The following is a 25,260-nucleotide window of genomic DNA, read 5'->3' on the forward strand; positions in this document are numbered from 1 at the left end:
CCCGCAATCCCCCGCCCATATCGCCTCACCGCCATCCCCACCCCTCGCCAACGAACTGGACAAATCCCGCCTTTCCAGGCAAAGTTACATGTAACCATACGGATGTCCCCATGAGCGCACCCCCCCCCGGCAAGAGATCAGCGTCGTCGCGTGACAAAGTCCGCGCCCACCGTGAAAATCTGCGCGCCCAGGGCCTCCGCCCGGTGCAGATCTGGGTGCCGGACATGCGAACCCCATCCTTCCGCGCCGCCGCCCATCGCCAGACCCTCGCAATTGCCCAAAGCGCCGCCGCCGCCGAGGATCAGGCGTTTATCGACGCCGTCACCACCCCCCTTGAGTAATCCCGGCATCGCCCCCCTGCGCGGCGAAATCTGGACCGTCTCAGGCGGCGGCGATTATACCGGCAAACCCCGCCCCGCCGTCATCGTTCAGGCGTCAGCCTTCGACGCCACAACCTCGATCACCATCTGCGCCTTCACCACCGACCCCACCGAAGCCCCCTTGTTCCGCCTCGCCATCGAACCCGATTCCACCAACCACCTCCGCACCACCAGCCGCCTGATGGTCGATAAAATCACCACCATCCCCAAAACCAAACTCGGCACCCGCCAGGGCACGCTCGCCCCCGCCGACCTCACCCGCCTCAACCGCGCCATCACGGTCTTCCTCGGCCTCGCTTGAATAAAGCAAAACAAACGAATAAAACAAAAATACTAACAATTTCGCTTGCCCACCCGCCGCCCGCCATGCTCATATCCCCCCATGTACCAAGGACCCCGGCCCCCCATCATCCTGAGCGACCGTATCGCCTTCCTGATCATGATGTTCCGCAAGCAATTCTGCGAGCAGGGTGTCGCCGCGCGTGTCTCCGACCCCCTCCTTCACTTCATGGTCAACTACCTCAGCCGCACCTGCGCCCGGCTCCTGAAAATCATCGCCTCCCCACCCAAAATCCGCCCGCCGCGCCCACGCCCCAACCGGCCGGACCGCGTGCGCAAACCAAACCCCATCCCAGGCGGCTTCAACTGGCTCCGCCGCCTCATCCCCAACAACCACATCCTGAACGGCCACGCCGTCGCCTTCCAGCAATTGCTGAACGAGGCGGACATGCGCGAACTCATCGAAGCCAACCCCACCACCGGCCGCCTCCTGCGCCCGCTCTGCCGCATGTTCGGCATCAAACCCCCCGCCGGACTCCAGCGCCCGCCACGCCCGAAGCGCCCCAAACGCCCAACCAGGCCGCGCCGGCCCAAACCGGCAAAACCCCCCGAAACCCCGCCCGATTTCCCCGCCCTGCACCGCCCCGCCCCGGTTCTGGGCGCGGGCAACCACTACCTCGTCTTCCCGCGCGATTTCTGGCGCTCCTCGGGCTGACCCACGCCAAACCCCCCAAGCTTACCCAGGTCGGCCCGCCCTATGATAGGGGTGACCGGCAATAATGCTCTGCGCCCGGTACAATTGCTCCGCCAACACCACCCGCGCCAGCATATGCGGCAAGGTCAGTTTTCCGAGCGAAACCACCACCCCCGCCCGCGCCAGCACCGAACCATCCAACCCCTCCGCCCCGCCGATCACGAACACCAGCCCCCGCCCGTGCGCGCGCCATCCCTCGAACAGCCGGGCCAGCCCCACACTATCCGGCATCACCCCGCCCTGATCGAGTGCGACGACAAAATCCGACCCCGCAATTTTCCCTAATATCGCAACCGCTTCCCGCCGCTTGATCTCAACCGCCGACCCCACCCCATCGGCCAGCGCCACCAGCTCAAGCCCGGTCCGCTGCGCATAGCGCAAAAACAACGCCTGCTCAGGCCCGGCGCTCGCCCGCCCGACCGCAATCAGCCGCATTAAACCTCAGGCGTATCCAGCACCGGCTCATCCAGATCAGGCCCCCACATCTTCTCGAGCGCATACATCGCCCGCGCCTCGGCCTTGAATAAATGCACCACAATATCCCCGGCATCCACCAACACCCAGTCCGACCCGGAAGCCCCCTCGGTCTGCACCCGCTTGATCCCCAGCTCCCCGAGCTTCTCGATCAAATGAGTCGCCATCGCCGCGATCTGCCGATCCGCCAACCCCGTCGCAATCACCATCCGATCGGCAAAACTCGCCCGCCCGGCCAAATCCAGCGCCACCACATCCTCGGCCTTGTCATCCTCCAGACTGGTGACAATCGCGCGCTGCATCCGCTCCAGCAAATCCAGCGACCCCTCGGCCGATTTGCGCACACGCCCCTTCGGCCCCGCCACCACCGCCTTCTTGCGCGGCGAGCCAGGCACCTTCGGCACAATCTCGACCGGCACCGGCGCCTTCCGCTTGCGCGGCACAGCAGGGGGGGTCGTACTACGGCTCGGCGGACGGGTTATGATCTCTCTCCTGATGACAATGCGCGCAACGCAGTGGCTGATAGCGGATTTTCACGCACTGGCAACCATGCCCATCCCAACCCCCCCACCAAACCCCGCGGCCGCACCCGCCCATGCCGCATCACACAAGCCGCCCGCCCCGCCAGCGCCGCCCGCGTCTCCCCCGGTCGCGGCAACACCGCCACCGGCACCGCGCGAACAATCTCCCGCCACCGATCCCACAACGGCAACTGCGCCAGATTATCCGCCCCCATCAACCAGACAAACCGCACCCGCGGAAACCGCCGCCGCAACCCGGCCACCGTATCCGCCGTAAACCGCGTCCCCAACGACCGCTCAATCGCCGTCGCCACAATCCGCCGCCCATCCGCAATCCCCTGCGCCGATGCCAGCCTCGCCTCCAACGGCGCCATCGCCATCCCCACCTTCAACGGATTCCCCGGCGACACCAGCAGCCACACCTGGTCCAACCCCAACCGCCGCATCGCCGATCGCGCCACATGCAAATGCCCCGCATGCGCCGGATTGAAACTCCCCCCCAGCAACCCGACCCGCAGCCGCCGCCGATCACCAAACCGCGGAACCGGATCGCTCAGGGCCGCACCTGCCCCGTTCCCACCACATGATACCGGAACACCGTCAGCTGCGCCGGCCCCACCGGACCCCGCGCATGAAACCGCCCGGTCGCAATCCCGATCTCCGCCCCGAACCCGAACTCCCCCCCGTCACAAAACTGCGTCGAGGCATTCCACATCCCCACCGCACTATCGATCCCCGCCAGAAACCGCGCGGCAACCTCAGCATTCTCCGTCACGATCGCATCGGTATGCGACGATCCATGACGCGCGATATGCGCCAAAGCCCCGTCCAGCCCATCGACCACCGCCACCGACAAGATCGCATCCAGCCATTCGGTATCGAACGCCGCCGCCGCCATCGGCACGATCGCGCCCGCCCGCGCATCCCCCCGGCATTCACACCCCAAAGCCGCCAGATCAGCCACCAGCACCGGCAACCACGCCGGCGCCACCGAGGCATCGATCAGCAACGTCTCGGTCGCCCCGCAAACCCCCGGCCGCCGCATCTTCGCGTTCGCCAGCACCGCCCGAGCCATCCCGAAATCGGCCTCTTCGTGGACATAGGTATGATTGAGCCCCTCGGCGTGAGCCAGCACCGGCACCCGCGCCTCGCGCTGCACCCGCTCAACGAGCGATTTGCCCCCGCGCGGAATGATCAGATCGATCAACCCTGATGCCGTGAGCATCGCCGCGACGAAAGCCCGATCGGAGGTCGGCGCAATCTGCACACAGGCCTCGGGCAGGCCGAGCTCGCGTAATCCCTCAATGATCGCCGTATGAATCGCCTGCGCCGAACGCTGACTTTCCGAACCACCCCGCAAAATCACCGCATTGCCCGATTTCAGACAAATTCCGGCAGCGTCGGCGCCGACATTGGGCCGGCTTTCGTAAATCATGCCGATCACGCCGATCGGCTGTGGTATCCGGCGGATGACAAGACCGTTCGGTCGGGTCCATTCCGCGAGGATGCCGGCCAGCGGGTCGGGCAGGGCGGCGATCATTTCCAATCCGCCAGCCATCGCCTCGATGCGGGCATCGTTGAGCAGCAATCGATCGCGGAAGGCGGCGGTGCCGGTGTACGCCTCAACATCCCGCGCATTGGCGGCGAGAATCGCCGCGGCATGGCGGCGAATCGCCGCGGCCGCGGCGCGGAGGGCTGCGTCGCGCTGGGTGGCCGAGGACTGGGCCAGGATGCGGCCGGCCGCGCGCGCGCCGACCGCAGCACTGCATAGCCAGGAGTCCATGATTTCTGCCGGTGCGTCCATGAACAAGATTTGCGCCGAGGCGGGGTGCAAATCAACCGCTCTTTCGGTGCGGCGATGGAGCGGCTATCCACAGAGCTGAATTGATCGTCAGGAGTCCCGTGCCCGATAGTGCCATCAGTGAACCGCGCGTTGTCACCGGGCTGCGGCCGATCGAGGTGGAGGATGCCGCGCGACTGCATCAATTGATCAATGATTGGGAAATCTGCCGTTTGTTGCCGGAGGCGCCGTTTCCCTATCCGGCGGCACTCGCGCGGGACTGGATCGCCGCGGCGATTGCGGACCGGAATGCGGGGATCGCCTACCAGTTCGCGATCACCGATGAGGCGGGATCAATGATCGGATGCGCGGGGCTGCGACTCGACAAGGCGGGCAGGACGGCGTCGCTTGGGTATTGGGTGGCGCGGCGGGTCTGGGGCCGGGGGCATGGGCGTCAGGCGGTAATGCTGATGCTGCGCTGGGGTTTCGCCGATCTCGCGATCGATCGGGTGGTCGCGACCGTGGCCGATGATAACGCGGCATCGCTCGCGGTGCTGCGGCGGGCGGGATTTGCCGAGACGGGAACGGGATTCGAGAAATTCATCAGCCGGCCGGGGCTGCGTCAGGCGGTACGGCATTTCACGATCACGCGGGAGGGGCTGGCATTGCGCGAACCGGGAACGACGGTGACCGAGGGGCCCAGGCCGCTGCTGCTCGTGGCGGCGTGTGCGCTGATCGATGCGCGGGGGCGAATTCTGCTGGCGCGGCGGCCGGCGGGCCGGAAACTGGCGGGGCTGTGGGAATTTCCAGGCGGCAAGCTAGCCCCCGGCGAGACGCCGGAGGCGGCGCTGGTGCGGGAATTGGACGAGGAACTGGGGATTGCGGTGAAAATAGCGGATGTTGCGCCCTTTGCATTCGCCTCGCACGGGTATGAGAGTTTTCATCTGATGATGCCGCTGTATTTGTGCCGGCGCTGGGTTGGCGTGCCGATGCCGCGCGAGGGGCAGGCCCTGGCGTGGGTCGATCCCGCCCGGCTGGAGGAATACCCGATGCCACCGGCCGATCGGCCATTGATTCCAATGCTGCGCGATTTTTTATGAGGGTGTCATGAGCGAGAAGGCCAATCCGACCGCGGCGATCCTGATCATCGGCAATGAAATTCTGTCGGGGCGGACGCAGGATATCAATGTGAAATTCCTCGCCGAGCGCCTCGCGCTGCTCGGGCACAAGCTCGAAGAGGTGCGGGTGGTACCGGATGTGGCCGAGCGGATTGTGCGGGCGGTGAACGAATTGCGGGCGTCCTACGATAATCTGTTCACCACTGGCGGTATCGGGCCGACACATGACGATATCACGTCGGAATGTGTCGCCGCCGCGTTCGGCGTGCCGTGGGAGAAACATCAGCCGACCTGGGATGCGATGGAACGGCATCTCGGTGCCGAGAATTTCAACGCGGCGCGCCAACGGATGGCGACGCTGCCGCGCGGTGCCGTGCCAATTCCGGCCAGCGTGACGATCGCACCGGGATTTTCGATCGGAAATGTTCATGTCATGGCGGGCGTACCGCGGATCATGCAGGCGATGTTCCTGGCGCTGGAGCCTCTTTTGGGGCGGGGGCGGCCGATTTCGATGCGGGCGGTGCATGGAATGGGCGTGAAGGAGGGCAGTATCGCGGCCGGATTGGCAGCGATTCAGCAGCGGTTTCCAATGCTGGACCTGGGCAGTTATCCGTTTTATCGCGAAACCGGCGGCGGGGTGGCGATCGTGGCGAAAGGGACCGACACGGCGGCGCTGGATGCGGCGATCGCCGAGGCGGATGCGCTGATCGCGGGGCAGGGGATCGTGGCGGTTCGGGGCGAGCCTGGAGCGGCGTGACGGAGACGCCCATATTCATAAAAATACTTTAAATTCAGATTTTTATTTGAATTTCTTATAATTCCATCGCAAGTGTTCGGTGGTGGCGGCATTGATTAAGTCTCAGTCATGGGCGCTGCGCGCAGGGGCATTTGCCCGGATCTGCAACCGTGCCACGGCCTCGCGAATGTCGGCTTCCGCGGCGCAATAGGAGAATCGCACGAAATTACCACCGCGGCTGGTATCGAAATCGTAGCCGGGGGTGGCGGCGATGTGGTGGTCGTTCAGCAGGGAGCGGCAGAGATCGGTGCTGTTCTGGTTGGTGGTGCTGATGTCGGCGTAGAGGTAGAACGCGCCGTCGGCGGGGGAGAGATGGGGAAAACCGGCGTTGGGCAGGGTTTCGAGTAGAAGGGCGCGGGAGCTGGCATAGCCGGCGCGGCGCGATTGAAGCTCGGCGTGGCAGTCGAAGGCGGCGAGTGCCGCGATTTGGGAGATGTGGGGCGCGCAGATGAAGAAATTCTGCGCGAGACATTCGACCGGGCGGATCAGGTCTTCGGGCAGCACCATCCAGCCGATTCGCCATCCGGTCATCGCGAAATATTTTGAAAACGAATTGATGACGATGGCGGACGGGCTGAAGGCGGCGGCGGTGACGGCCGGTTTTCCGTAAGTGAGGCCGTGGTAGATTTCATCGCTGATCAGGCGAATGCCGTTGGCGTGACAATAGCGGGCGAGGGCGGCCAGATCGTCGGGGGACAACATCGATCCGGTCGGGTTCGCGGGGGAGGCGATCAGAAGCCCGTCGGGTGGCGGGTCGAGGGCGGCGAGCATGGCGGTGGTGGGTTGGAAACCGGTCTCGGCGGTGGCGGGGAGCAAGAGGGGCTGGATGCCGAGCGCGGTCATGATGTTGAGGTAGGGCGGATAGCAGGGGGTGGCGAGGGCGATGCGGTCACCCGGCTCGAAGGCGGCAAGGAAGGCGAGTGGGAAACCAGCCGAGGCACCGGCGGTGACCGCGATTCGGGCGGCGGGCAGGGCGAGGCCGTACCACTCGCTGTAGTGCTGCGCGATGCGGGCGCGCAGATCGGCGCGTCCGAGGGATTCGGTGTAGCCGAGCGGGTTGGTCGTGGCCATGGCGGCGGCGACGGCATGGCGCACGCCTGCCGGGGCGCCTTCACCGGGTTGGCCGACCTCCATTCGGATCACGCGCCGGTGGGACGCGGCGGGGCTGGCGGCGATCGCGTTGGCGGCGGCGATGACATCCATCACCAGAAACGGCGGCACCAGGGCGCCGGAGCCGGTTTTCAGCACCATGGTGGCGTTATTTCGAGCCGACGGCCAAGCCGAAACCGCGCGGATCGGCGGCGGCGGCGCAGGTTTTTGGCGCGCCGGGCAACAGGCCGGCGCAGGCGATGACATTGGCGCGACCGGGAGCTGGCACCGGCCGGGGCATCGGCACCGGGCTGCGGATGGCGTTGGCGAGTCCGGCGGCAACTGCCATGGCGGCGCCTTGCTGGCCCGATCCGGTGGCGATGGCGCGGAATTTGCCGTTGCTGGTCGCGAGTCCGACCGCCAGGAGCGGCTTGGCGACCGAGGCGGGCGCCACGGCGAGCAGGATGCCGGTACCCGCGGCGATGCGACCGGTGCCGAACAGATTGTTCATGGTGGTGGCGCAGCCGACCGAGCCGCCTTGGGCATCGAGCGTGGCATAGCCGGCGGAGGCGGGCAGATCGGAGAGGGGGCCACCATGGTCGGCGGCGGCGGCGGCGGCGCGGGCGCGGGCGGCGGCGAGGCTTGGGTTCTGCGGGTCGGCGGCGAGGGACTCGATGCCGGCGGCGGCGCCGATCCCTCCGGCATTCGGGGTCAGGGCGATGAGGTCTCCCAGCCGATCGATGATCAGCGGGACGGCGTAGCGCGGTTTGACGGTGCGCAGGTCGGCCATGGTGAGGCCGGCGCCGGCCTGGTTGGCGGCGGCGATGAAGCGGGCCGCGAGTTGGCCCTGAACGAGACCGAGCACGCCGCTCGATTGCAATTGGGTCAGGGTGGCCGCGAGATCGGGTTGGCGCATGATCTGGCCCGACGTGAGGAGCTGGCCGGCGGGTGTCGCGAAGACGGCGCGGGCGGTGGGGTCGGCGAGCAGGGCGTTGCCGACCACGGCGAGATCGGCGGCGAAGCTGCGCGAGACCGCGACGCCGCCGCCCGCCATGGCTTCGGCGGGGGCAAGGTCGGTTGCCAGCGGGAGGCGGCCATAGCGCGCCTGGATGGCGATCAGGCCGCGCGCCATTTGTGGCACCGCGGCGGGGCGGGCGGCTCCGGCATTGCCTTCGGGGGCGGCGCCGGGCGGAAACAGCAGGGCGGTCGGGTGGCCGGTGCCGCCGTCGGATTTCGGCAGGTCGATCAGGCAGGCGCCGCCGCCGCCGAGACCGGCGCGGGAGGGCAGGGTGACGGCGAGGGCGAAGCCGGCGGCGACCGCGGCATCGGCGGCGTTGCCGCCTTCGTTGAGGATTTGCCGTGCGGCGATCGTTGCCTGGGGCACCGGCGTGACCGCGAAGCCGACCACCGGTTTCAGCGGTGTCGGTTCACCGAGTTTAGGTTGATCGCCGCCGAACAATCCGTTCGTGACGCCGCAGCCGGTGAGCAGAAGACCGAGTGCGAGCGGAGCCGCGCGACGCAAATTGGACAAAGGTGCCATCCCTCAATGATATCAGATCGAGATCGATGGCCATAACCGCCTTCGCGGGGGCGGGCAACCGAAGCGGCGGCGGGAGGGGGACGGCCGGTGACTCAAATGTTCGCCGCGCGCCCGAGGGGACGTTTTATTTCAAGAAAGTAAGCTAAAATTAAGGGTCGGCATCCATGATGGTGCAACCGGCTTGGCCCGGGGCAGATCAATTTGGTCTGAGACGGGCCGGTTTGGTCCGGGACAGGTGGGTGATTGTGACTGATGGGTTCAGGAGCGGCGATCCGTGGTTTGGCGTTCTGGTCGACCCTGCCACGCAGCTGGGTCATGTTGCACTGCGGCATGAAACGGCGTAGCCACCCCTCTCATGCTCGATGACGTAACTGTGCCGCGCGGGCGCGACGTAATGTCGGTCTATCGCGCCCGGATCGATGCCGGTTTGATCCTGCCGGACCCGGTGCAGCGCCGGGCGGCGGAGCGTCTTCATGAATTATGGGGGCGGTTGCGTGGCTATGATCCGCAACCCAAGGCGCCGCCGAACGGGTGGTTGAGCCGGTTGCTGAACAAAAAGCGGGTCGATGAGGTGCCGGAGGATTATCCTTCGGGGCTTTATCTGGTCGGTGATGTCGGGCGCGGCAAATCGATGCTGATGGACATGTTTTATGAGGCGGCGCAGGTGCCGCGCAAGCGGCGTGTGCATTTTCACGAATTCATGCAGGAGACCCATGCGCGGTTGCATCGCTTGCGCAGCGAGGCGGTCGATGGCGATGCGCTGACGCGCCTGGCCGATTTGATCGCGGCGGATTCGGCGCTGCTGTGTTTCGATGAATTCCAGGTGCATGACATCGGGGACGCGATGATTCTGGCGCGGCTGTTCGAAGCACTGTTCGCGCGCGCGGTGGTTGTGGTCGCGACGTCGAACACGCTGCCGGATGATTTGTACCGGAACAAGCCGGGTTATGAGAGTTTTCAGCCGTTCATCGCGTTGCTCAAGCGCCATCTCGATGTGCTCGTGCTCGATGGCGGGCAGGATTATCGGCGCGAGCGGGTGCGTGGCGCGCGGAACTGGTATGTGCCGGCGGACAGCAGGGCCGAGCGGGCGCTGGATGACGTGTTCGCGCGGTTGACCGATGGGGCGACGCCCAAGGCGGAGTCGTTGATGGTGTTTGGGCGGCGATTGCCGGTGCCTTACGCCTCGAACGGGGTGGCGCGGTTCGATTTCGCGGCGCTATGCGCGGAAGCGCTGGGGTCGGGCGATTATCTGGCGTTGGCGACGCATTATGACACGGTGTTGATCGATGCGATTCCGGCGTTGTCGGCGGATAATTTCGATCAGGCGCGGCGGTTCATCACGCTGGTGGACGCGCTTTATGAGCATCGGGTGAAGCTTTATGCCTCGGCGGCGGCGGAGCCGGCGGCGCTCTATACGGCGGGTGAGGGGGTCTCGATTTTCGAGCGGACGGTCTCCCGGCTCGAGGAGATGCGCAGCGAGGCGTATTTCGCGCTGTCGCATCTGCAATGACCGACGCCGGTTGCGCGCGGCGTGAGGTTGGTCTAGGCCGCATGCCGACGGGTCCAGGACATCAGCACGTATAGTAAAGCGCGAATGTTTAGTGATGACAGGCAATTGACCACCGTACAGGAATCCCATGAATATACATGAATATCAGGCCAAGGAATTGTTGAAATCCTATGGCGTTGCGGTGCTTGACGGGCATGTTGCCTGGAGCGGCGAGGAAGCGGCAGCGGCGGCGGCGAAGCTGCCGGGACCGGTTTATGTCGTGAAATCGCAAATCCATGCCGGCGGGCGCGGGGCGGGGCATTTCAAGGACGATCCTCAGGGTAAGGGCGGGGTCAGGCTGGCGCGATCGGCCGATGAGGTGGCGGCGGCGGCCGAAGCGATGCTGGGGCATACGCTGGTGACCAAGCAGACCGGCGCGGCCGGGCGGGTGGTGCGGCGGGTGTATGTCGAGGCCGGCTGCGATATCAGGCGCGAGCTGTATTTGTCGTTGCTGGTCGACCGTTCGGTGTCGGAGGTGGTGATCATGGCTTCGACCGAGGGGGGCATGGAGATCGAGGAGGTCGCGGCCCACCATCCGGAAAAAATCATGCGGGTTGCGATCGATCCGGCAAGCGGGATCTCGGCGTTTCATGCCCGGAAACTGGCGTTTGCGCTGGGGTTGGATGCGACGCAGCAGAAATCATTCGCGACATTCGTGGCCGCGATGTACCGGGCGTTCATCGCGCTCGATTGCGCGATCGTCGAGATCAATCCGCTCGTGGTGACGGGGGCGGGCGAGATTATCGCGCTCGATGCCAAGGTGAGTTTCGACGACAATGCGCTGTACCGGCATCCCGATGTCGAAAAATTGCGCGACGAGGCCGAGGAAGATCCCAAGGAGCTTGAGGCGGCCAAGCACAGTCTGAACTATGTCGCGCTCGATGGCTCGATCGGGTGCATGGTCAACGGCGCGGGCCTCGCGATGGCGACGATGGATATCATCAAGCTCTACGGCGCCGAGCCGGCCAATTTCCTCGATGTCGGCGGCGGGGCGACCAAGGAGCGCGTGACCGCGGCGTTCAAGATCATTCTGTCGGATCCGAACGTCGAGGGTATTCTGGTCAATATTTTCGGCGGCATCATGCGCTGCGACGTGATCGCGGAAGGGGTGGTGGCGGCGGCGCGGGAAGTCTCGCTCTCGGTGCCGCTGGTGGTGCGGCTGGAAGGCACCAATGTGCAATTGGGCAAGGATATTCTGAGTAAATCGGGGCTGCCGATCATCGCGGCGGATAATCTGGCGGATGCGGCACAGAAAATTGTTGCCGCCGTGAAGGAGGCCGCATAATGGCGATTCTGGTCAATGCCGAAACCAGGGTGATTACCCAGGGGTTCACCGGCGCGCAGGGCACGTTCCACTCCGAGCAGGCGATCGCCTATGGTACCAAGGTGATGGGCGGGGTCACGCCGGGCAAGGGGGGCACGCGGCATCTGGATCTGCCGGTGTTCGACACGGTGGCCGAGGCGAAAGCGGCGACAAATGCCGATGCCAGCGCGATCTATGTGCCGCCACCGTTTGCGGCGGATGCGATTCTCGAGGCGATCGACGCGGAAATCGGTCTGATCGTCTGCATCACCGAGGGGATTCCGGTGCTCGATATGGTGCGTGTCCATCGGGCTCTGACCGGATCGAAATCGCTTCTGGTCGGGCCGAATTGTCCGGGTGTGATCACGCCGGACGCCTGCAAGATCGGCATCATGCCGGGCCATATTCACCGGCGTGGCAAGATTGGCATCGTATCGCGGTCAGGGACGCTGACCTATGAGGCGGTGGCGCAGACCACGGCGGCGGGGCTGGGACAATCAACATGTGTGGGCATTGGCGGCGATCCGGTGAAGGGGCTGGATTTCATTGACGTTTTAGACATGTTTTTGGCCGATGATGAAACCGAGGCGGTGATCATGATCGGAGAAATCGGTGGCCAGAGTGAGATCGAAGCGGCGGAATTCCTGGCACGGCATCGTGTGAAGAAGCCGGTGGTCGGGTTCATCGCCGGGGTAACGGCACCGGCAGGGCGGCGGATGGGTCATGCCGGGGCGGTGATTTCGGGCGGGCGCGATACCGCGGGCGCCAAGATCGAGGCGATGAAACTGGCGGGAATTCACGTTGCCGATAGTCCCGCGTCGCTCGGTTCGACCATGGTCAAAGCATTGCGAGCCTGAGACGGGGAAGGTGGTGGGTCTTATGCGCGCGAAGCAATCCAGAAGAGAGCGTTTGCAGTGTAATTGGTGCGGCGGCCGCCCTATGTCTGGCGCGCTAACGATGCAATGTGCGCTCGCGATTTCGTGTGCCCCATCGATGAGCCGGTTTCGGCTGAAGGATTTCTGATATGGCTGGTGTGGATATTTTGGCGACGGCGATGAACGGCGGCAACGCGATGTTCATTGCTGATCTTTACGCCAAATGGGTGGTTTCTCCCGACAGCGTCGATCCCGATTTCGCGTCGCTGTTTGCCTCGCTCGGCGATGAGGCGAAGGCGGTGCTTGGGGATGCGGCCGGTGCGTCCTGGGCGCCGCGACCGAATCAGTTTTCGGCGCAGCCCGCCGCATTGGGCGCGCTCCCGCCGGTGGCGGCGCCGGTGCCGGTTTCACGCCAGGCGACGCTCGATTCGGTCAAGGCGCTGATGTTTATTCGCGCCTATCGGGTACGCGGGCATCTTGAAGCCGATCTTGATCCGCTCGGGTTGAAAAAATCCGGCCATCATCCCGAACTCGACCCCGCCAACTATGGCTTCACCGAGTCTGATATGGACCGGCCGATTTTCATCGATATGGTGCTGGGTCGTGAAACCGCGACGATGCGCGAGATCATCGCGATCCTGCGTGAGAGTTACTGCGGCAAGATCGCGATCGAGTTCATGCATATCCAGGATCCTGAGCAGAAATCCTGGTTGCAGCGGCGGATCGAAGGCGCGCCCTGGCGCCATGCGATGACGCGCGACGAAAAGCACAAGGTGCTCGAGCAACTGACCGAGGCCGAGGGGTTCGAAACCTTTTGTCAACGCCGTTATGTCGGGACCAAGCGGTTTGGTCTGGAAGGGGCGGAAAGCACGATTCCGGCGCTGCACAGGATTATCGAAACCGCCGCGCGCGATGGTGTGGCGGAAATCGTGATCGGGATGCCGCACCGCGGCCGGCTCAACACGCTGGTCAATATTGTCAAGAAGCCGTTCACCGCGTTGTTTTCCGAATTCGGCGGCGAGAGTTTCAAGCCGGATGCGGTGCAGGGCTCGGGCGATGTGAAATATCATCTGGGGACATCGACCGATGTTGTGATCGATGGCCGGCAGGTTCATCTGTCGTTGCAGCCTAACCCCTCGCATCTCGAGGCGGTTGATCCGGTTGTGGTGGGCAAGGTGCGGGCACGACAGGATATGTCGGGCGACAGCCGAAACCGCCGTTCAGTAATGGGCGTTCTCATGCACGGCGATGCCGCGTTCGCCGGACAGGGGCTGGTGTATGAAACCCTCGCGATGAGCCAGTTGATCGGTTATCGCACCGGGGGGACGATCCATATCGTCGTGAACAACCAGATCGGCTTCACCACGGTGCCGGCCCATGCCTATTCGGGGCTGTATTGCACGGACGTGGCGAAATCGGTGCAGTCGCCGATTTTGCACGTCAATGGCGATGACCCTGAGGCGGTGGTGTTCGTGGCGCAATTGGCGACCGAATTCCGTCAGAAATTCGCGGTCGATGTGGTGATCGACCTGGTGTGCTACCGTCGGCATGGCCATAACGAGACCGACGAACCGGCCTTCACCCAGCCGTTGATGTATCATGCGATCCGCGCGCTCAAGACCACGCGCACGCTTTATGCCGAACGTCTGGCGGCGGAGGGGGCCGTCTCGACCGCTGAATCCGATAAGATGCATCAGGATTTCGTGGCGACACTCGAGGAGGCGTACCGGGCGGCGAGTGGTTACAAGCCGAATAAGGCGGATTGGCTGGAAGGTTATTGGGCGGGGATGAATGCCTCGCGCGATGAAGAGGGCGAGACCGAGGAGCCGACCGCGATCTCACTGGAAAATCTGCGCAAGATCGGTAAAGCGCTCTCGACGGCGCCGGATAATTTCGATCTCAATCCGAAAATTGCCCGCCAGATGGACGCCAAGCGCGAAGCGATCGAGACCGGCGTCGGGATCGACTGGGCGACCGGCGAGGCGCTCGGTTTCGGATCGTTGCTGATGGAGGGGCATCGGGTGCGGCTGTCAGGCGAGGATTGCCAGCGCGGCACCTTCAGCCAGCGTCACGCGGTTCTGGTCGATCAGATCAATCAGAACGAATATGTGCCGCTGAACAATATCGGCGATGATCAGGCCCAGATCGAGATTTTCAACTCACTGCTCTCCGAGGCCGGGGTGCTGGGGTTCGAGTATGGCTATTCGCTCGCCGACCCGCACACGCTGGTGTTGTGGGAAGGCCAGTTCGGCGATTTCGTCAATGGCGCGCAAGTCATCATCGATCAGTTCATCGCGGCGGGCGAGAGCAAGTGGCTGCGCATGTCCGGGCTGACCCTGCTGTTGCCCCATGGTTATGAGGGACAGGGGCCGGAGCATTCATCGGCGCGGCCGGAGCGGTTCCTGCAGCTCTGCGCTGAAAACAACATGGCGGTGTGTAACATCACGACCCCGGCAAATTATTTCCATGCGCTGCGCCGGCAGATCAAGCGCAACTTCCGCAAGCCTCTCATCATCATGACGCCGAAATCGCTGCTGCGGCATAAGCTTGCGGTTTCAACACTCGACGAGATGAGCAATGGTTCGTCGTTCCGAACGGTGATCCCGGAAATCGACGCGCTGGGACCGGCCGAACAGGTCAAGCGCGTGGTTTTGTGCTCAGGCAAGGTCTATTACGATCTTCTCGCGGAACGGCGTGACCGGGGGATTTCCAATGTGGCGATCGTGCGGTTGGAGCAATTCTACCCATTTCCGAAGAAGGCGCTGAAATCAGCGATCGAGATCTACGGCAACGCCGAGGTGATCTGGTGTCAGGAGGAGCCCGAGAATATGGGGGGATGGCATTTTCTCGATCGGCGGATCGAGCAGGTGCTCGGCTGTCTGGGCAACGAGATGAAGGCGCGGCGGCCGGTTTATGTCGGTCGCAAGGCGGCGGCGAGTCCGGCGACCGGATTGGCCAAAACGCACGCTGCCGAACAGGCGACTTTGGTCAAGGCGGCACTCGGCGTTTGAGACGCCGATACGGGGGGCAACGACGATGACAATCGAAATCAAGGTACCGGCTCTGGGCGAGAGCGTGACGTCGGCGACGGTGGCGCGCTGGTTGCGCAAACCTGGCGCGTGGGTGGAGCGGGATGAGGCGGTCGTTGAACTCGAAACCGACAAGGTGACGGTGGAAGTCAATGCACCGGCGGCAGGGGTGATCGCCGCGATTGCGGCGGATGAAGGGGCCGAGGTCGAGGTTGGTGCGCTGCTCGGCACCATCGCGGCGGGCGATGCGCCGGTGAAACCCGCGGTTAACCCGGTTGCGGGCGTGCATCCGGCACCAGAGCCGTCGGGGCCGGTCGCGCGCGGGGATCATCCGCCACTGCCGGCGGCACAAAAGATGATGACCGAAACCGCGACGCAGGCGGCACAGATCGGTGCTGGTTCGGGTAAGGATGGGCGGATCACCAAAGGCGACGTGATCGCTTTTCTGGCAACGCCAGCGTCGGCACCCACCCCGGCCGCGACGCCGGCCGCGAAGGCGCCACGAAGTGACGATGCTCGCGAAGAGCGGGTGAAAATGACCCGTTTGCGCCGCACCATCGCGGCGCGGCTGAAGGAAGCGCAAAATAACGCAGCCATGCTGACCACGTTCAACGAGGTCGATATGAGTGCCGTCATGGCGCTGCGCGCTGAATACAAGGATGTGTTCGAGAAGAAGCACAAGGGTGTGCGGCTCGGCTTCATGAGTTTTTTCGTCAAGGCCTGCGTTGCGGCGCTGCGCGAGTATCCGACGGTTAATGCCGAGATCGATGGCGATGAGATCGTCTATAAGAATTTCGTGAACATGGGCATCGCGGTGAGCAGCCCGAACGGTTTGGTCGTGCCCGTGCTGCGCGATGCCGACCGGATGAGTTTTCCGGAAATCGAGGCGGCGATCAGCAATTTCGGCAAGCGTGCCCGCGATGGCGCGCTGAAGCTTGAAGACCTCACGGGTGGCTCGTTCTCGATCACCAACGGCGGCGTATTCGGCTCGCTGATGTCGACACCGATCCTGAATCCGCCGCAATCGGCGATCATGGGCATGCACAAGATCCAGGATCGGCCGATGGCGATCGCCGGCAAGGTCGAAATCCGGCCGATGATGTATCTTGCGGTGTCGTATGATCACCGGATCATTGATGGGCGCGAGGCTGTTTCGTTCCTTGTCCGCGTCAAGGAGAGTATCGAAGACCCACGCCGGCTTATGCTGGAGATCTAGAGCGTTATGCTTTCAGCTTAACGCTCTAGCTCTATATTTTTTCGAGCGATTTCATGCGATTATGTTGCCGCTGCCGCGTCAACTTAATCGCATATCGCTCTAGCAGACCCGCTGCCTCCTCACCGCAGGATGCAAGCGGAACGTATCTGACCTCGTGTGCCGTGCCTGGGTAACCGCTACTATTCAGGCACGGTCCGTCTTGCGACTGATTTTCTGGTTCTTTTTTCAGAGAAGAACCGCTTCCTTCTCAAAAGCGGAGTTCCCATGCCCAGCAATTTCGATCTCATCGTCATCGGCGCAGGTCCCGGCGGCTATGTCTGCGCCATTCGTGCCGCGCAACTCGGCATGACGGTCGCTTGTATCGAGAAACGCGCGACCCTGGGCGGCACATGCTTGAACGTTGGGTGCATTCCGTCCAAGGCGTTGCTGCAATCATCCGAAAATTACCATGCGCTGCTGCATGGTTTTGCGCAGCATGGCGTGATGGCCAAGGAGGTTGGGTTCGATCTGCCGAAAATGATGGGTCATAAGGACGAGGTGGTCGGCGCCAATACGAAGGGCGTCGAATTTCTGTTCAAAAAGAACAAGATCACTTGGCTGAAGGGGGCGGCGACGTTCAAGGCGGCGGACACCGTCTCGGTGGCGGGGCAGAATTACACCGCGCGTCATATCGTGATCGCAACCGGCAGCGAGAGTGTGCCGCTCCCCGGCGTCGAGATCGATGAAACCACCATCGTCACATCGACCGGCGCGATCGCTCTTGCCAGCGTGCCGAAGCATCTTGTGGTGATTGGCGGCGGCTATATCGGTCTCGAACTCGGCAGTGTCTGGCGGCGTCTGGGTTCCGAGGTGACGGTGGTGGAATTTCTTGATCGGCTGGTGCCGACGATGGATGGCGAGATCGCCGCCGCATTCCAGAAGACGCTTGCCAAAATCGGTATCAAATTCAAACTCGGTACCAAGGTGACCGGCGCGGCGCGCATCGATGCCGGAATTGCCTTGACGCTGGAACCGGCCAAGGGTGGCACGGCAGAACGGCTGGATGCCGATGTCGTGCTGGTTGCGATCGGCCGTCGCGCACATACCGAGGGCTTGGGGCTTGATGCCGTCGGGGTTGCCACCGATGAGCGTGGCCGTGTGGTGACCGATGGGCATTTTGCGACCAATGTTGCCGGGATTTATGCGATCGGAGACGTAATTGCCGGGCCGATGCTGGCGCACAAGGCTGAGGAGGAGGGAATCGCCCTGGCGGAGTTGCTGGCGGGCCAGGCTGGGCATGTCAACTACGGCGCGATTCCCGGGGTCGTCTATACGTGGCCGGAAGTCGCCGCGGTGGGCAAGACGGAGGAGGAGTTGAAGGCTGAGGGCGTCGCCTACAAAATCGGGAAATTTCCGTTCATGGCCAACGGCCGTGCGCGCGCGATGGGCGATACCGAGGGGTTCGTCAAAATCCTGTCAGACCGGACGACCGATAGGCTGCTTGGCGCCCATATTATCGGGCCGGATGCCGGAACCCTCATTGCCGAATTGGTGATGGCGATCGAATTCGGCGCCTCGGCCGAAGATGTCGCGCGCACCAGCCACGCGCACCCGACCCTGAACGAAGCGGTGAAAGAGGCCGCCCTTGCGGTCGATGGCAGGGCGATTCACATCTGATATCGTTAGAGCGATATGCGATTAAGTTGACGCGACAGCGGCAACATAATCGCATGAAATCGCTCGAAAAAATATAGATCTAGAGCGTTACGCTGAAAGCATCACGCTCTAGCGTCCGGCGAATCAGGCCGGCCCGTCTGAATGGCGGAGCAAAGTTTGCAATACGGCGGCTTGATCGGGCCATTGCGGCAGGATGCGTGCGTGAGTCCAGGCGATTTCCCCCATTTCGGCGCGAAGAGCCGGGCTGAAGATCAGGCGCCGCATGGCTTTGCCAAGTTGCGCGACGTCATCGACCGGGGCGACGACGCCGGCGCCGGATGGCACGAGGCTGCCGGCGGCGCCGCCGGCGGTGATCGCGACCGGCAGGCCACGCGCCAAGGCTTCGGCGATCGCCATGCCGAATCCTTCGAATCGCGTGGCAAGAGCGAACATGTCGGCGCGTGCCCAGAGCGTCTCAAGGGCTAAGCCTGCGACAGCTTCGTAGCGTTCGACATGGCTTTGCAGCCCGAGTTGGGCGATCAGCTCATCGAGCGTGGCGGCGTAGGCCGGGTCGCGCGATTCGCCGGCGAGGATCAAATGCCAGTCGAGATCGGTGAGGGTTGCCAACGCCTTGATCAGGATATCGTGACCCTTGCGATAGGTCAGAGTGCCAAGGCTCAGAATGGTGCAAGGGCCACCGCAGGGCGCGGTTGGATCGATCACGAGGCGTGGTTGATGGTCGGTGCCGGGGGTCAGCACATTCAATCGGTGACGGGGAACGCCGAATTCGGCACTCAGTCGCTCGGCGATCGGTTCGCTGGCCGCGATGACCCTAACGAACCCCGGCAGGACCATTGTCTCCAAGGTTTTGAGTGCGCGCCGGCGTGGTTCCGGTGTGCCGGGTTCCAGCGCGGTCGGATGGTGGATCAGAGCGACGGCACCGCGCGCCTGCAACGCCGCGATGGCGGGTGCTGCCGCTTCGAAAGCGGCCCCCTCGATAATGATCGATGAGGCGTCATTGAACCGATCGGCGAATTCCGGAGTGACTGTGCCAGTGAGTGCCACGACCTCCGCCGTGCCACCCAGATCACGCCAAGCGGCAAGCAGGCGACGGTGGTAGAACGAGGCACCGGAGACGCTTTCGAACGGGGCGGTCGTGATCAGGATGAGGCGCATGACCGGTGGCTTGCCACAGGGAGCCGGTAGTGACCAGAGATTGATGCGGTTTGGCTATTATGCGCGCAGTGTCAGCGCTATTGGCAACGGTGGCCGGTGCGCATTGTCGGTGCCGTATTGCGCAGGATAACAGGAATCGTCGTCTTCCGGTTCAAGGGCGCGGACGATCGTCGCGATGACACGCTGCTGGGTATCGATCGATCGCTGCAACAGGACGCGATTTTGACTGACCGCGTCGTCAAGACGACGCTGGATGGTGGGCAGCCCGGCGCGCGTGCGGGTGGCGGGGTCGCTGGCCGTGGCGACGAGGGATTCCATCCTCGTGATCGCCGCGCGTTTCGCATCCGCGAGTTTGCCGCTGGTGCTGAAATCAGCGTTGAGCAACGCCGCGTTTTCCTGTTCGAGCACGATTGTAAGGGTTTTGACCGCTTCGAGCAGGGCTGATGCGTCATGCGACGGGTTGTTCATTTTGTGGCTCCACTTGGGACGGTGAGATGCGGGGACGATCCGGCGGCGGGTTTTGCCGTTTCGGCATCCAGTGCGCTTTCGATCATGGGCGTGAGACCGAGGCCCCCGCGGGCTTCCATCGATTTGGCGATGGCATCGATCAGGAAGGGCTGGAACTGACGGGCGGCGGACCCGCCGCCGAACGGTGCGTCGGCCTTGCCCATTGTGGCGAAGATCGGTTTGAGAAGCTGGGAGATCGCCATGGCTTCGAATTTCTGGGCAGCGGCGGCGCGGGCGTTGGGTGACGCCAGGATGGTCTGTGGCGGCTGGGAAATGCTCGGCACGGTCGATGATGATCCAAACGGAGCGATCATTGCACGATCAACTGTGCTTGCAATGCCCCGGCCGCCTTGATCGCCTGGAGAATGCTGATCATATCATGCGGGGCGACGCCGAGCGAGTTCAGCCCGGTGACGAGTTGTTGCAGACTGACGCCGCCTCTCACGATGGCCATTTTTTTACCTTTGCCCTTGTTGACTGAAATGGTTGTTTGCGCGGTCGAGACCGTGGTGCCGTTCGAGAGCGGTCCCGGCTGACTGACGACTGGTGTGTTGGTGACCTGAACCGTCAGGTTACCCTGAGCAATGGCAACGGTGCTGATCCGCACATTGGCACCCATCACGATGGTTCCGGTCGCTTCGTCGACCACGACCGTGGCAGGCGAGGACGGTTCGACCCGCAATTCCTCGATATTGGCGAGGTCCTGCACGACGTTGCGCCCTTTCAGATCGAGGGTGATGGTGCGTGGATCGTCCATCGTGGCGATGCCGGGGCCGAGATCGTCGTTGATCGCGGTGGCAATCCGTTGTGCGGTGGTGAAATCGGGGTTGCGCAATTCGAGTTTTGGCGTGGTTTCGGAGGCGAGGTTGAAATTGACCGATCGCTCGACGATCGCACCGTTGGTGATGCGGCCCACTGTGGGCACACCCTGGGTGAAGGTTGAGTTGGCGCCACTGGCCTTGATCGCACCGGTGACGAGCGATCCCTGCGCCACGGCGTAAACCTGACCGTCGGCGCCGAGGAGGGGGGTGACCAGAAGGGTGCCGCCGGTGAGATCCTTGGCATCGCCCAAGGCCGAGACTGTTACGTCGATCTGTTCGCCGCTGTGGGAAAACGCCGGTAGATTGGCGGTGACCATGACGGCGGCGATGTCCTTGGTTTGTAGGCTGGCGGCCTGATCCTCGGTATTGACACCCAGACGTTCGAGCATGCCGATCAGGGATTGGCGCGTAAACAGGGCATTGTTGAGCGAGTCGCCGGTGCCATTGAGGCCGACGACCAGGCCATAGCCGATCAGTTGATTATCGCGAATGCCCTGGATGTCCGTGATGTCCTTGATTCGGACCTCCGCCGAAGCCGGTTGGGGCAGGGCACCGAGAAGGATAACCGCGGCCAGGGCGAGGCTGAACAGCCTGGGGATCAGGCCTGACCACGAACGCTGCAATGAAAGTTTTGTGCTCACGAAACCGGTTATCGCAGTAAAAAGTTAATACTTTACAGCTATTGGTGATTTTATCGGCGGGAGCGGACAGCATGTCCGTGATCAATCCCGGCATGGCGGGGCGGTTGCGCACAGAACCGAGCTATTGATGCGAGGAGTGGATATGACGCGTATTTCAGGTCTGGGGCAGGGTTTGCCGGTGCGATCCAGCGGGACGGCGGTCAAGGCAGGATCGGGCGGCTTCGTGATTCGATCGGCCGCAACGGTGTCAGCGCCATCGGTCGCCGCCGTGACGCCGGCGGGGTTGATTGCATTGCAGGAAGACGATTCGCCCTATGTCCGCGATCGTGCCGCGCGGCGCGGCGGGGAGGTGGTGCTCGGTGCGCTCGGTCGGCTGCAGGCGGCATCGCTCGATGACGACAGCGGCGATGCTCTCGCGGTTTTGAACGCGGCGGTCGGACAGATGACCGAACCGGCGGACCCGATTCTGCGCGGCATCATTGGAGCGATCAGATTGCGCGCGCGGGTCGAGCTGGCGCGGCGCGAGCGAATGTGACGGCGCGGTGAAATGGCGTCACACGGCACTTGGCGTTGATCGGGGGGGAAGCTATAAGCCGGCCTGCGCGCGGCCGCAGGCGATCCCCGGTGGTCCGACCCGTTGGAGACACTGACAATCATGCTGATCACACTCGCTCCCGATTACGTACCGAGTGACGATGAAGACTTCATGAATCCCATGCAGGTCGAGTATTTCCGCCAGCGTTTGCTGCGGTGGCGAAACGATCTGCTGATGGAAGCCAACGGCACGCTGGTGAGCCTGTCGCAGGGCGGGATACTGGAGCCGGACATCACCGATCGCGCCAGTGTTGAGACCGACCGTGCGCTGGAACTGCGTACGCGAGACCGGGCGCGTAAATTGATTGGTAAAATCGATCAAGCCTTGGCGCGGATCGAGGCCGGTACCTATGGTTTCTGTGAAGAGACCGGTGAGCCGATCGGGTTGAAACGTCTGATGGCCAGGCCGATCGCGACGCTGTCGATCGAGGCGCAGGAGCGCCATGAACGCCAGGAGCGAATCCAGCGCGACGATTGATATTCACCCTCGCACGGTTCCAATCGGCCCGGCCGTGCCGGGGAGGCAGGGTTTTAGGGTTTCGCCCTACATCCCGCCCGGGTAGTTGGGGCCGCCGCCACCTTCGGGCGTGACCCAGTTGATATTCTGGGTCGGGTCCTTGATATCGCATGTTTTGCAATGGACGCAGTTTTGCGCATTGATCTGTAATTTTGGCGCGCCTTGTTCGGCGCCGATGATCTCGTAAACGCCGGCCGGGCAGTATCGGGTTTCCGGGCTGCGATAAATATCCCAGTTCACGGTGATGGCCACCGCCGGATCGTGCAGGGTCAGGTGAACGGGCTGGTTCTCAACATGATTTGTGTTCGAAACGAATACAGAGCTGAGCCGGTCGAAGGTGAGGGTGCCATCCGGTTTGGGGTAGGCGATCGCCGTCGCTTGGGCGGCGGGTTTCAGCGTCGTGTTATCCGCGCGGTTATGCAGGGTCCAGGGTGATTTGCCGCGTGCGAGATAGGTTTCGAAGGCCGCGTTCATCAGCCCGCCCCACATGCCGAATTTCGCGAAGCCGGGGCGGATGTTGCGGACCGATTGCAGCTCCGGCCACAGCCAGCTGGCCCGGATTTTGGCCGGGAAGCTTTCGAGCGTAGCAGGGCGTTGACCCGCCAAAGCCTCAGCGATGGCCTCAGCCGCCAGCATGCCGGATTTCATCGCGGTGTGGGTGCCTTTGATTTTCGGCACGTTGAGAAACCCGGCCTCGCAGCCAACCAGAACGCCTCCGGGGAATGCCAGTTTCGGGATCGACTGAAAGCCGCCCTCGTTCAATGCGCGCGCGCCGTAGGCAATGCGTTTGGCGCCCTCAAAGAACGGGCGGATCGTTCTGTGGGTTTTGAACCGCTGCATTTCCTCGAAAGGCGAGAAGAACGGATTTTGGTAGTCGAGGCCGATGACGAAACCGTAGGCCATCAGATTGCCGCCCAGATGGTAGAGAAACGATCCGCCATAGGTTCGCGCATCGAGTGGCCAGCCGATGCTGTGCATCACCAGACCGGGGTGATGATGGGCGGCGGGAACCTCCCATAGCTCCTTGATTCCAATGCCATAGGATTGCGGGTCGATCCCCGCGCGCAGGTCGTATTGCTGCATCAGCTGCTTTCCGAGACTGCCACGGCAGCCTTCGGCGAAGATCGTGTAGGTCGCGCGCAAGGCCATGCCGCGCTGGAACTGGTCGGTGGGCGCGCCGTCCTTGCCGATTCCCATGTCACCGGTTGCGATACCGACCACCCGATCCGCCTCGATCAGCACTTCGGCGGCGGCGAAACCGGGATAGATTTCCACCCCCAGCTGCTCGGCCGTGGCACCGAGAAACCGCACGATGTTGCCGAGACTGACTACGTAATTGCCGTGGTTGTTCATCTGTGGCGGGGTTGGCAGCGCGAAGCTCGCGGTTTTGGTCAGAAACAGAAACCGGTCATCGCCGGCGGGGACCGAGCCGTCGATCGCGGCGATGTCGGCGTCTGGCAGCAATTCGGTCATCGCGCGCGGTTCGAGCACGCAGCCGGACAGAATATGCGCGCCGACCTCGCTACCTTTTTCGACGACGCAAACGCTGATGTCCGGATTGAGTTGCTTCAGCCGGATCGCGGCGGACAGTCCCGCCGGGCCGGCGCCGACCACAACGACATCGAACTCCATCGCCTCTCGCGCGACATCGGGCCCTGACATGCGATTCCCTCCGGTTACGGTTCTGATCCCCTGGGTTTGACGTATAGGGAAATGTCCGGCGTTGCGCAAAGCGCGCGCCCTTGCGCTTTGCGGCGCGCTGCGGGCAGATACCGCATGCAATCCGAAGGCGACCCCTCTCGCGCGGCGTTGATCTCGTTTCTGTCCCTTCAGCGCGACTGGGGGGCGGACGAGGCATTGTTCGACGATGCGCAGGATCGCACCAAACCGGCGATCGTGCCCTCAGCACGTGCGGCGGTGAAATCGACCAGGGCGACAATTCTGCCGCTGCCGCCGGTATCGCCGGTTCTCGAAGCCACGACGCTGGCCGCGTTGCGCGCCGCGCTCGAGCGGTTCGACCATTGTGCGCTGAAACGCACGGCGACCCAGCTGGTCTTTGCCGATGGCAGCGAAACCGCGCGGATCATGCTGGTCGGTGAGGCTCCAGGCGCGGAGGAGGACCGGGCCGGGTTGCCGTTCGTTGGACCTGCCGGGCAGTTGCTCGACCGCATGCTGGCGAGCATTGGACTTGATCGCAGCGCGGTCCGCATCGTCAACGTCGTGCCGTGGCGGCCACCGGGAAACCGGGCGCCATCGGATACCGAGATCGCTCAATGCCTGCCCTTTCTGCACCGTCATATCGCGCTCGTCCGGCCGCAACGTCTCCTGTTGCTTGGTGCGATTGCGGTGCGAGCACTGGTCGGCGGCAAGGAGGGCATCACGCGGGTACGCGGTACCTGGAAAACCATTGAAATCCCGGGGCTTGATACGCCGGTGCGCGCGTTGCCGACCTATCATCCGGCGTATTTGTTGCGTCAGCCGGCGGCGAAGCGAGCGGCTTGGTCGGATTTGCTGACATTGCGGCAAGACTGTGTCGAAGTCGGCATTATGCACGATGCTGCCATGCGGAATACGCAGCCTATCACGAAAAGTTGATATCAGCTTCGCAACGTAACCCCCTCAAATCGGGATATTTGTTTAAATAAATAGAACTTGTCTTTTTTTAA

25 protein-coding genes are annotated in these 25,260 nt (G+C 63.3%); 14 read left to right on the forward strand and 11 right to left on the reverse strand.

Translation table 11 applies throughout. The annotated features are described in order from the left end of the window. The first annotated feature begins 110 nt into the window (after positions 1 to 110). The 3 genes from ACP5E6_RS04755 to ACP5E6_RS04765 all read left to right on the forward strand — a co-directional run bounded on the left by ACP5E6_RS04755 (position 111) and on the right by ACP5E6_RS04765 (position 1,374). Positions 111 to 341, forward strand: coding sequence for an antitoxin MazE family protein (locus ACP5E6_RS04755; RefSeq protein ID WP_427952334.1), 231 nt, complete (start codon positions 111 to 113; stop codon positions 339 to 341). Continuing rightward, complete coding sequence (locus tag ACP5E6_RS04760) at positions 334 to 681, forward strand: type II toxin-antitoxin system PemK/MazF family toxin (RefSeq protein WP_427952336.1); 348 nt, start codon at positions 334 to 336, stop codon at positions 679 to 681. Before ACP5E6_RS04755 ends, ACP5E6_RS04760 begins: the two co-directional genes overlap by 8 nt. 81 nt (positions 682 to 762) lie before the next feature. After that, positions 763 to 1,374: a hypothetical protein gene (locus tag ACP5E6_RS04765; RefSeq protein WP_427952338.1), complete on the forward strand. Its 612-nt coding sequence runs from the start codon at positions 763 to 765 to the stop codon at positions 1,372 to 1,374. A gap of 21 nt (positions 1,375 to 1,395) precedes the next feature. Here ACP5E6_RS04765 and ACP5E6_RS04770 read toward each other — a convergent pair whose 3' ends face one another. Genes ACP5E6_RS04770 through ACP5E6_RS04785 form a run of 4 tightly spaced genes read right to left on the reverse strand, consistent with a single transcriptional unit; the run spans position 1,396 to position 4,212 of the window. Continuing rightward, complete coding sequence (locus tag ACP5E6_RS04770; protein ID WP_427952340.1) at positions 1,396 to 1,848, reverse strand: 23S rRNA (pseudouridine(1915)-N(3))-methyltransferase RlmH; 453 nt, start codon at positions 1,846 to 1,848, stop codon at positions 1,396 to 1,398. After that, positions 1,848 to 2,306, reverse strand: coding sequence for a ribosome silencing factor (gene rsfS, locus ACP5E6_RS04775; protein ID WP_427952342.1), 459 nt, complete (start codon positions 2,304 to 2,306; stop codon positions 1,848 to 1,850). The genes ACP5E6_RS04770 and rsfS overlap by 1 nt, the downstream gene beginning before the upstream one ends. Before the next feature lie 59 nt (positions 2,307 to 2,365). Continuing rightward, positions 2,366 to 2,965, reverse strand: a complete 600-nt coding sequence (locus tag ACP5E6_RS04780; RefSeq protein WP_427952401.1) for a nicotinate-nucleotide adenylyltransferase — start codon at positions 2,963 to 2,965, stop codon at positions 2,366 to 2,368. Further along, positions 2,962 to 4,212, reverse strand: a complete 1,251-nt coding sequence (locus ACP5E6_RS04785; protein WP_427952344.1) for a glutamate-5-semialdehyde dehydrogenase — start codon at positions 4,210 to 4,212, stop codon at positions 2,962 to 2,964. Before ACP5E6_RS04785 ends, ACP5E6_RS04780 begins: the two co-directional genes overlap by 4 nt. A gap of 98 nt (positions 4,213 to 4,310) precedes the next feature. On the opposite strand from ACP5E6_RS04785, the gene ACP5E6_RS04790 reads away from it, so the two are divergent. Both ACP5E6_RS04790 and ACP5E6_RS04795 read left to right on the forward strand, forming a co-directional pair. Further along, positions 4,311 to 5,288, forward strand: a complete 978-nt coding sequence (locus ACP5E6_RS04790; protein ID WP_427952346.1) for a bifunctional GNAT family N-acetyltransferase/(deoxy)nucleoside triphosphate pyrophosphohydrolase — start codon at positions 4,311 to 4,313, stop codon at positions 5,286 to 5,288. A 7-nt stretch (positions 5,289 to 5,295) separates the two neighbouring features. Beyond that, positions 5,296 to 6,063 carry a competence/damage-inducible protein A gene (locus ACP5E6_RS04795; protein WP_427952348.1) on the forward strand — a complete coding sequence of 256 codons (768 nt, stop codon included), beginning with the start codon at positions 5,296 to 5,298 and terminating at the stop codon, positions 6,061 to 6,063. Between the two features lie 102 nt (positions 6,064 to 6,165). On the opposite strand, the gene ACP5E6_RS04800 is transcribed toward ACP5E6_RS04795, so the two are convergent. Next, on the reverse strand, positions 6,166 to 7,353 hold the full coding sequence (locus tag ACP5E6_RS04800) for a pyridoxal phosphate-dependent aminotransferase (RefSeq protein WP_427952350.1): 1,188 nt from the start codon (positions 7,351 to 7,353) through the stop codon (positions 6,166 to 6,168). A 7-nt stretch (positions 7,354 to 7,360) separates the two neighbouring features. After that, positions 7,361 to 8,731, reverse strand: coding sequence for a gamma-glutamyltransferase (locus tag ACP5E6_RS04805; protein ID WP_427952352.1), 1,371 nt, complete (start codon positions 8,729 to 8,731; stop codon positions 7,361 to 7,363). A 355-nt stretch (positions 8,732 to 9,086) separates the two neighbouring features. On the opposite strand from ACP5E6_RS04805, the gene zapE reads away from it, so the two are divergent. The 6 genes from zapE (at position 9,087) to lpdA (ending at position 18,359) form a co-directional block, all read left to right on the forward strand. After that, on the forward strand, positions 9,087 to 10,241 hold the full coding sequence (gene zapE / locus ACP5E6_RS04810; protein WP_427952354.1) for a cell division protein ZapE: 1,155 nt from the start codon (positions 9,087 to 9,089) through the stop codon (positions 10,239 to 10,241). A gap of 127 nt (positions 10,242 to 10,368) precedes the next feature. Continuing rightward, positions 10,369 to 11,565 carry an ADP-forming succinate--CoA ligase subunit beta gene (gene sucC, locus ACP5E6_RS04815; protein WP_427952356.1) on the forward strand — a complete coding sequence of 399 codons (1,197 nt, stop codon included), beginning with the start codon at positions 10,369 to 10,371 and terminating at the stop codon, positions 11,563 to 11,565. Then, positions 11,565 to 12,440, forward strand: coding sequence for a succinate--CoA ligase subunit alpha (gene sucD, locus ACP5E6_RS04820; RefSeq protein WP_427952358.1), 876 nt, complete (start codon positions 11,565 to 11,567; stop codon positions 12,438 to 12,440). The genes sucC and sucD overlap by 1 nt, the downstream gene beginning before the upstream one ends. Before the next feature lie 167 nt (positions 12,441 to 12,607). Beyond that, positions 12,608 to 15,469, forward strand: a complete 2,862-nt coding sequence (locus ACP5E6_RS04825) for a 2-oxoglutarate dehydrogenase E1 component (protein WP_427952360.1) — start codon at positions 12,608 to 12,610, stop codon at positions 15,467 to 15,469. Positions 15,470 to 15,494: 25 nt separating this feature from the next. Then, positions 15,495 to 16,703 carry a 2-oxoglutarate dehydrogenase complex dihydrolipoyllysine-residue succinyltransferase gene (odhB, locus tag ACP5E6_RS04830; protein ID WP_427952362.1) on the forward strand — a complete coding sequence of 403 codons (1,209 nt, stop codon included), beginning with the start codon at positions 15,495 to 15,497 and terminating at the stop codon, positions 16,701 to 16,703. A gap of 264 nt (positions 16,704 to 16,967) precedes the next feature. Further along, positions 16,968 to 18,359 carry a dihydrolipoyl dehydrogenase gene (gene lpdA, locus ACP5E6_RS04835; RefSeq protein WP_427952364.1) on the forward strand — a complete coding sequence of 464 codons (1,392 nt, stop codon included), beginning with the start codon at positions 16,968 to 16,970 and terminating at the stop codon, positions 18,357 to 18,359. Between the two features lie 123 nt (positions 18,360 to 18,482). On the opposite strand, the gene ACP5E6_RS04840 is transcribed toward lpdA, so the two are convergent. From ACP5E6_RS04840 to ACP5E6_RS04855, 4 genes are read right to left on the reverse strand one after another with little or no spacing between them, the layout of a single operon-like run. Further along, positions 18,483 to 19,514, reverse strand: a complete 1,032-nt coding sequence (locus ACP5E6_RS04840; protein ID WP_427952366.1) for a glycosyltransferase family 4 protein — start codon at positions 19,512 to 19,514, stop codon at positions 18,483 to 18,485. 57 nt (positions 19,515 to 19,571) lie between these two features. Further along, complete coding sequence (locus tag ACP5E6_RS04845) at positions 19,572 to 19,982, reverse strand: hypothetical protein (RefSeq protein WP_427952368.1); 411 nt, start codon at positions 19,980 to 19,982, stop codon at positions 19,572 to 19,574. Further along, positions 19,979 to 20,335 carry a rod-binding protein gene (locus tag ACP5E6_RS04850; RefSeq protein WP_427952370.1) on the reverse strand — a complete coding sequence of 119 codons (357 nt, stop codon included), beginning with the start codon at positions 20,333 to 20,335 and terminating at the stop codon, positions 19,979 to 19,981. The genes ACP5E6_RS04845 and ACP5E6_RS04850 overlap by 4 nt, the downstream gene beginning before the upstream one ends. Continuing rightward, complete coding sequence (locus ACP5E6_RS04855; protein ID WP_427952403.1) at positions 20,332 to 21,465, reverse strand: flagellar basal body P-ring protein FlgI; 1,134 nt, start codon at positions 21,463 to 21,465, stop codon at positions 20,332 to 20,334. The genes ACP5E6_RS04850 and ACP5E6_RS04855 overlap by 4 nt, the downstream gene beginning before the upstream one ends. Before the next feature lie 160 nt (positions 21,466 to 21,625). On the opposite strand from ACP5E6_RS04855, the gene ACP5E6_RS04860 reads away from it, so the two are divergent. Together ACP5E6_RS04860 and dksA are read left to right on the forward strand one after the other, a co-directional pair. After that, positions 21,626 to 22,018, forward strand: coding sequence for a flagellar assembly protein FliX (locus ACP5E6_RS04860; protein ID WP_427952372.1), 393 nt, complete (start codon positions 21,626 to 21,628; stop codon positions 22,016 to 22,018). A gap of 123 nt (positions 22,019 to 22,141) precedes the next feature. Next, the gene (gene dksA, locus ACP5E6_RS04865; protein WP_427952405.1) at positions 22,142 to 22,555 is read left to right on the forward strand and encodes an RNA polymerase-binding protein DksA; all 414 of its coding nucleotides are present in this window, start codon (positions 22,142 to 22,144) and stop codon (positions 22,553 to 22,555) included. A gap of 66 nt (positions 22,556 to 22,621) precedes the next feature. Here the strand turns inward: dksA and ACP5E6_RS04870 are convergent, their stop codons facing one another. Then, positions 22,622 to 24,256 (reverse strand): electron transfer flavoprotein-ubiquinone oxidoreductase, encoded by a 1,635-nt coding sequence (locus tag ACP5E6_RS04870; RefSeq protein WP_427952374.1) that lies wholly within the window; start codon positions 24,254 to 24,256, stop codon positions 22,622 to 22,624. A 114-nt stretch (positions 24,257 to 24,370) separates the two neighbouring features. Here ACP5E6_RS04870 and ACP5E6_RS04875 point away from each other — a divergent pair, with 114 nt between their 5' ends. Then, on the forward strand, positions 24,371 to 25,189 hold the full coding sequence (locus tag ACP5E6_RS04875; protein ID WP_427952376.1) for a uracil-DNA glycosylase: 819 nt from the start codon (positions 24,371 to 24,373) through the stop codon (positions 25,187 to 25,189). Positions 25,190 to 25,260: the final 71 nt, after the last annotated feature.

Source organism: Acidiphilium sp., assembly GCF_049977125.1.
In the GTDB taxonomy this organism is placed as follows: domain Bacteria; phylum Pseudomonadota; class Alphaproteobacteria; order Acetobacterales; family Acetobacteraceae; genus Acidiphilium.

Coding starts and splice junctions, on each gene's coding strand:
- ACP5E6_RS04755 (WP_427952334.1), top strand. CDS start 111: ATGAGCGCACCCCCCCCCGGCAAGAGATCAGCGTCGTCGCGTGACAAA.
- ACP5E6_RS04765 (WP_427952338.1), top strand. CDS start 763: ATGTACCAAGGACCCCGGCCCCCCATCATCCTGAGCGACCGTATCGCC.
- ACP5E6_RS04770 (WP_427952340.1), bottom strand. CDS start 1,848: ATGCGGCTGATTGCGGTCGGGCGGGCGAGCGCCGGGCCTGAGCAGGCG.
- ACP5E6_RS04785 (WP_427952344.1), bottom strand. CDS start 4,212: ATGGACGCACCGGCAGAAATCATGGACTCCTGGCTATGCAGTGCTGCG.
- ACP5E6_RS04795 (WP_427952348.1), top strand. CDS start 5,296: ATGAGCGAGAAGGCCAATCCGACCGCGGCGATCCTGATCATCGGCAAT.
- ACP5E6_RS04800 (WP_427952350.1), bottom strand. CDS start 7,353: ATGGTGCTGAAAACCGGCTCCGGCGCCCTGGTGCCGCCGTTTCTGGTG.
- ACP5E6_RS04805 (WP_427952352.1), bottom strand. CDS start 8,731: ATGGCACCTTTGTCCAATTTGCGTCGCGCGGCTCCGCTCGCACTCGGT.
- zapE (WP_427952354.1), top strand. CDS start 9,087: ATGCTCGATGACGTAACTGTGCCGCGCGGGCGCGACGTAATGTCGGTC.
- sucC (WP_427952356.1), top strand. CDS start 10,369: ATGAATATACATGAATATCAGGCCAAGGAATTGTTGAAATCCTATGGC.
- sucD (WP_427952358.1), top strand. CDS start 11,565: ATGGCGATTCTGGTCAATGCCGAAACCAGGGTGATTACCCAGGGGTTC.
- ACP5E6_RS04825 (WP_427952360.1), top strand. CDS start 12,608: ATGGCTGGTGTGGATATTTTGGCGACGGCGATGAACGGCGGCAACGCG.
- odhB (WP_427952362.1), top strand. CDS start 15,495: ATGACAATCGAAATCAAGGTACCGGCTCTGGGCGAGAGCGTGACGTCG.
- lpdA (WP_427952364.1), top strand. CDS start 16,968: ATGCCCAGCAATTTCGATCTCATCGTCATCGGCGCAGGTCCCGGCGGC.
- ACP5E6_RS04840 (WP_427952366.1), bottom strand. CDS start 19,514: ATGCGCCTCATCCTGATCACGACCGCCCCGTTCGAAAGCGTCTCCGGT.
- ACP5E6_RS04845 (WP_427952368.1), bottom strand. CDS start 19,982: ATGAACAACCCGTCGCATGACGCATCAGCCCTGCTCGAAGCGGTCAAA.
- ACP5E6_RS04850 (WP_427952370.1), bottom strand. CDS start 20,335: ATGATCGCTCCGTTTGGATCATCATCGACCGTGCCGAGCATTTCCCAG.
- ACP5E6_RS04860 (WP_427952372.1), top strand. CDS start 21,626: ATGACGCGTATTTCAGGTCTGGGGCAGGGTTTGCCGGTGCGATCCAGC.
- ACP5E6_RS04870 (WP_427952374.1), bottom strand. CDS start 24,256: ATGTCAGGGCCCGATGTCGCGCGAGAGGCGATGGAGTTCGATGTCGTT.
- ACP5E6_RS04875 (WP_427952376.1), top strand. CDS start 24,371: ATGCAATCCGAAGGCGACCCCTCTCGCGCGGCGTTGATCTCGTTTCTG.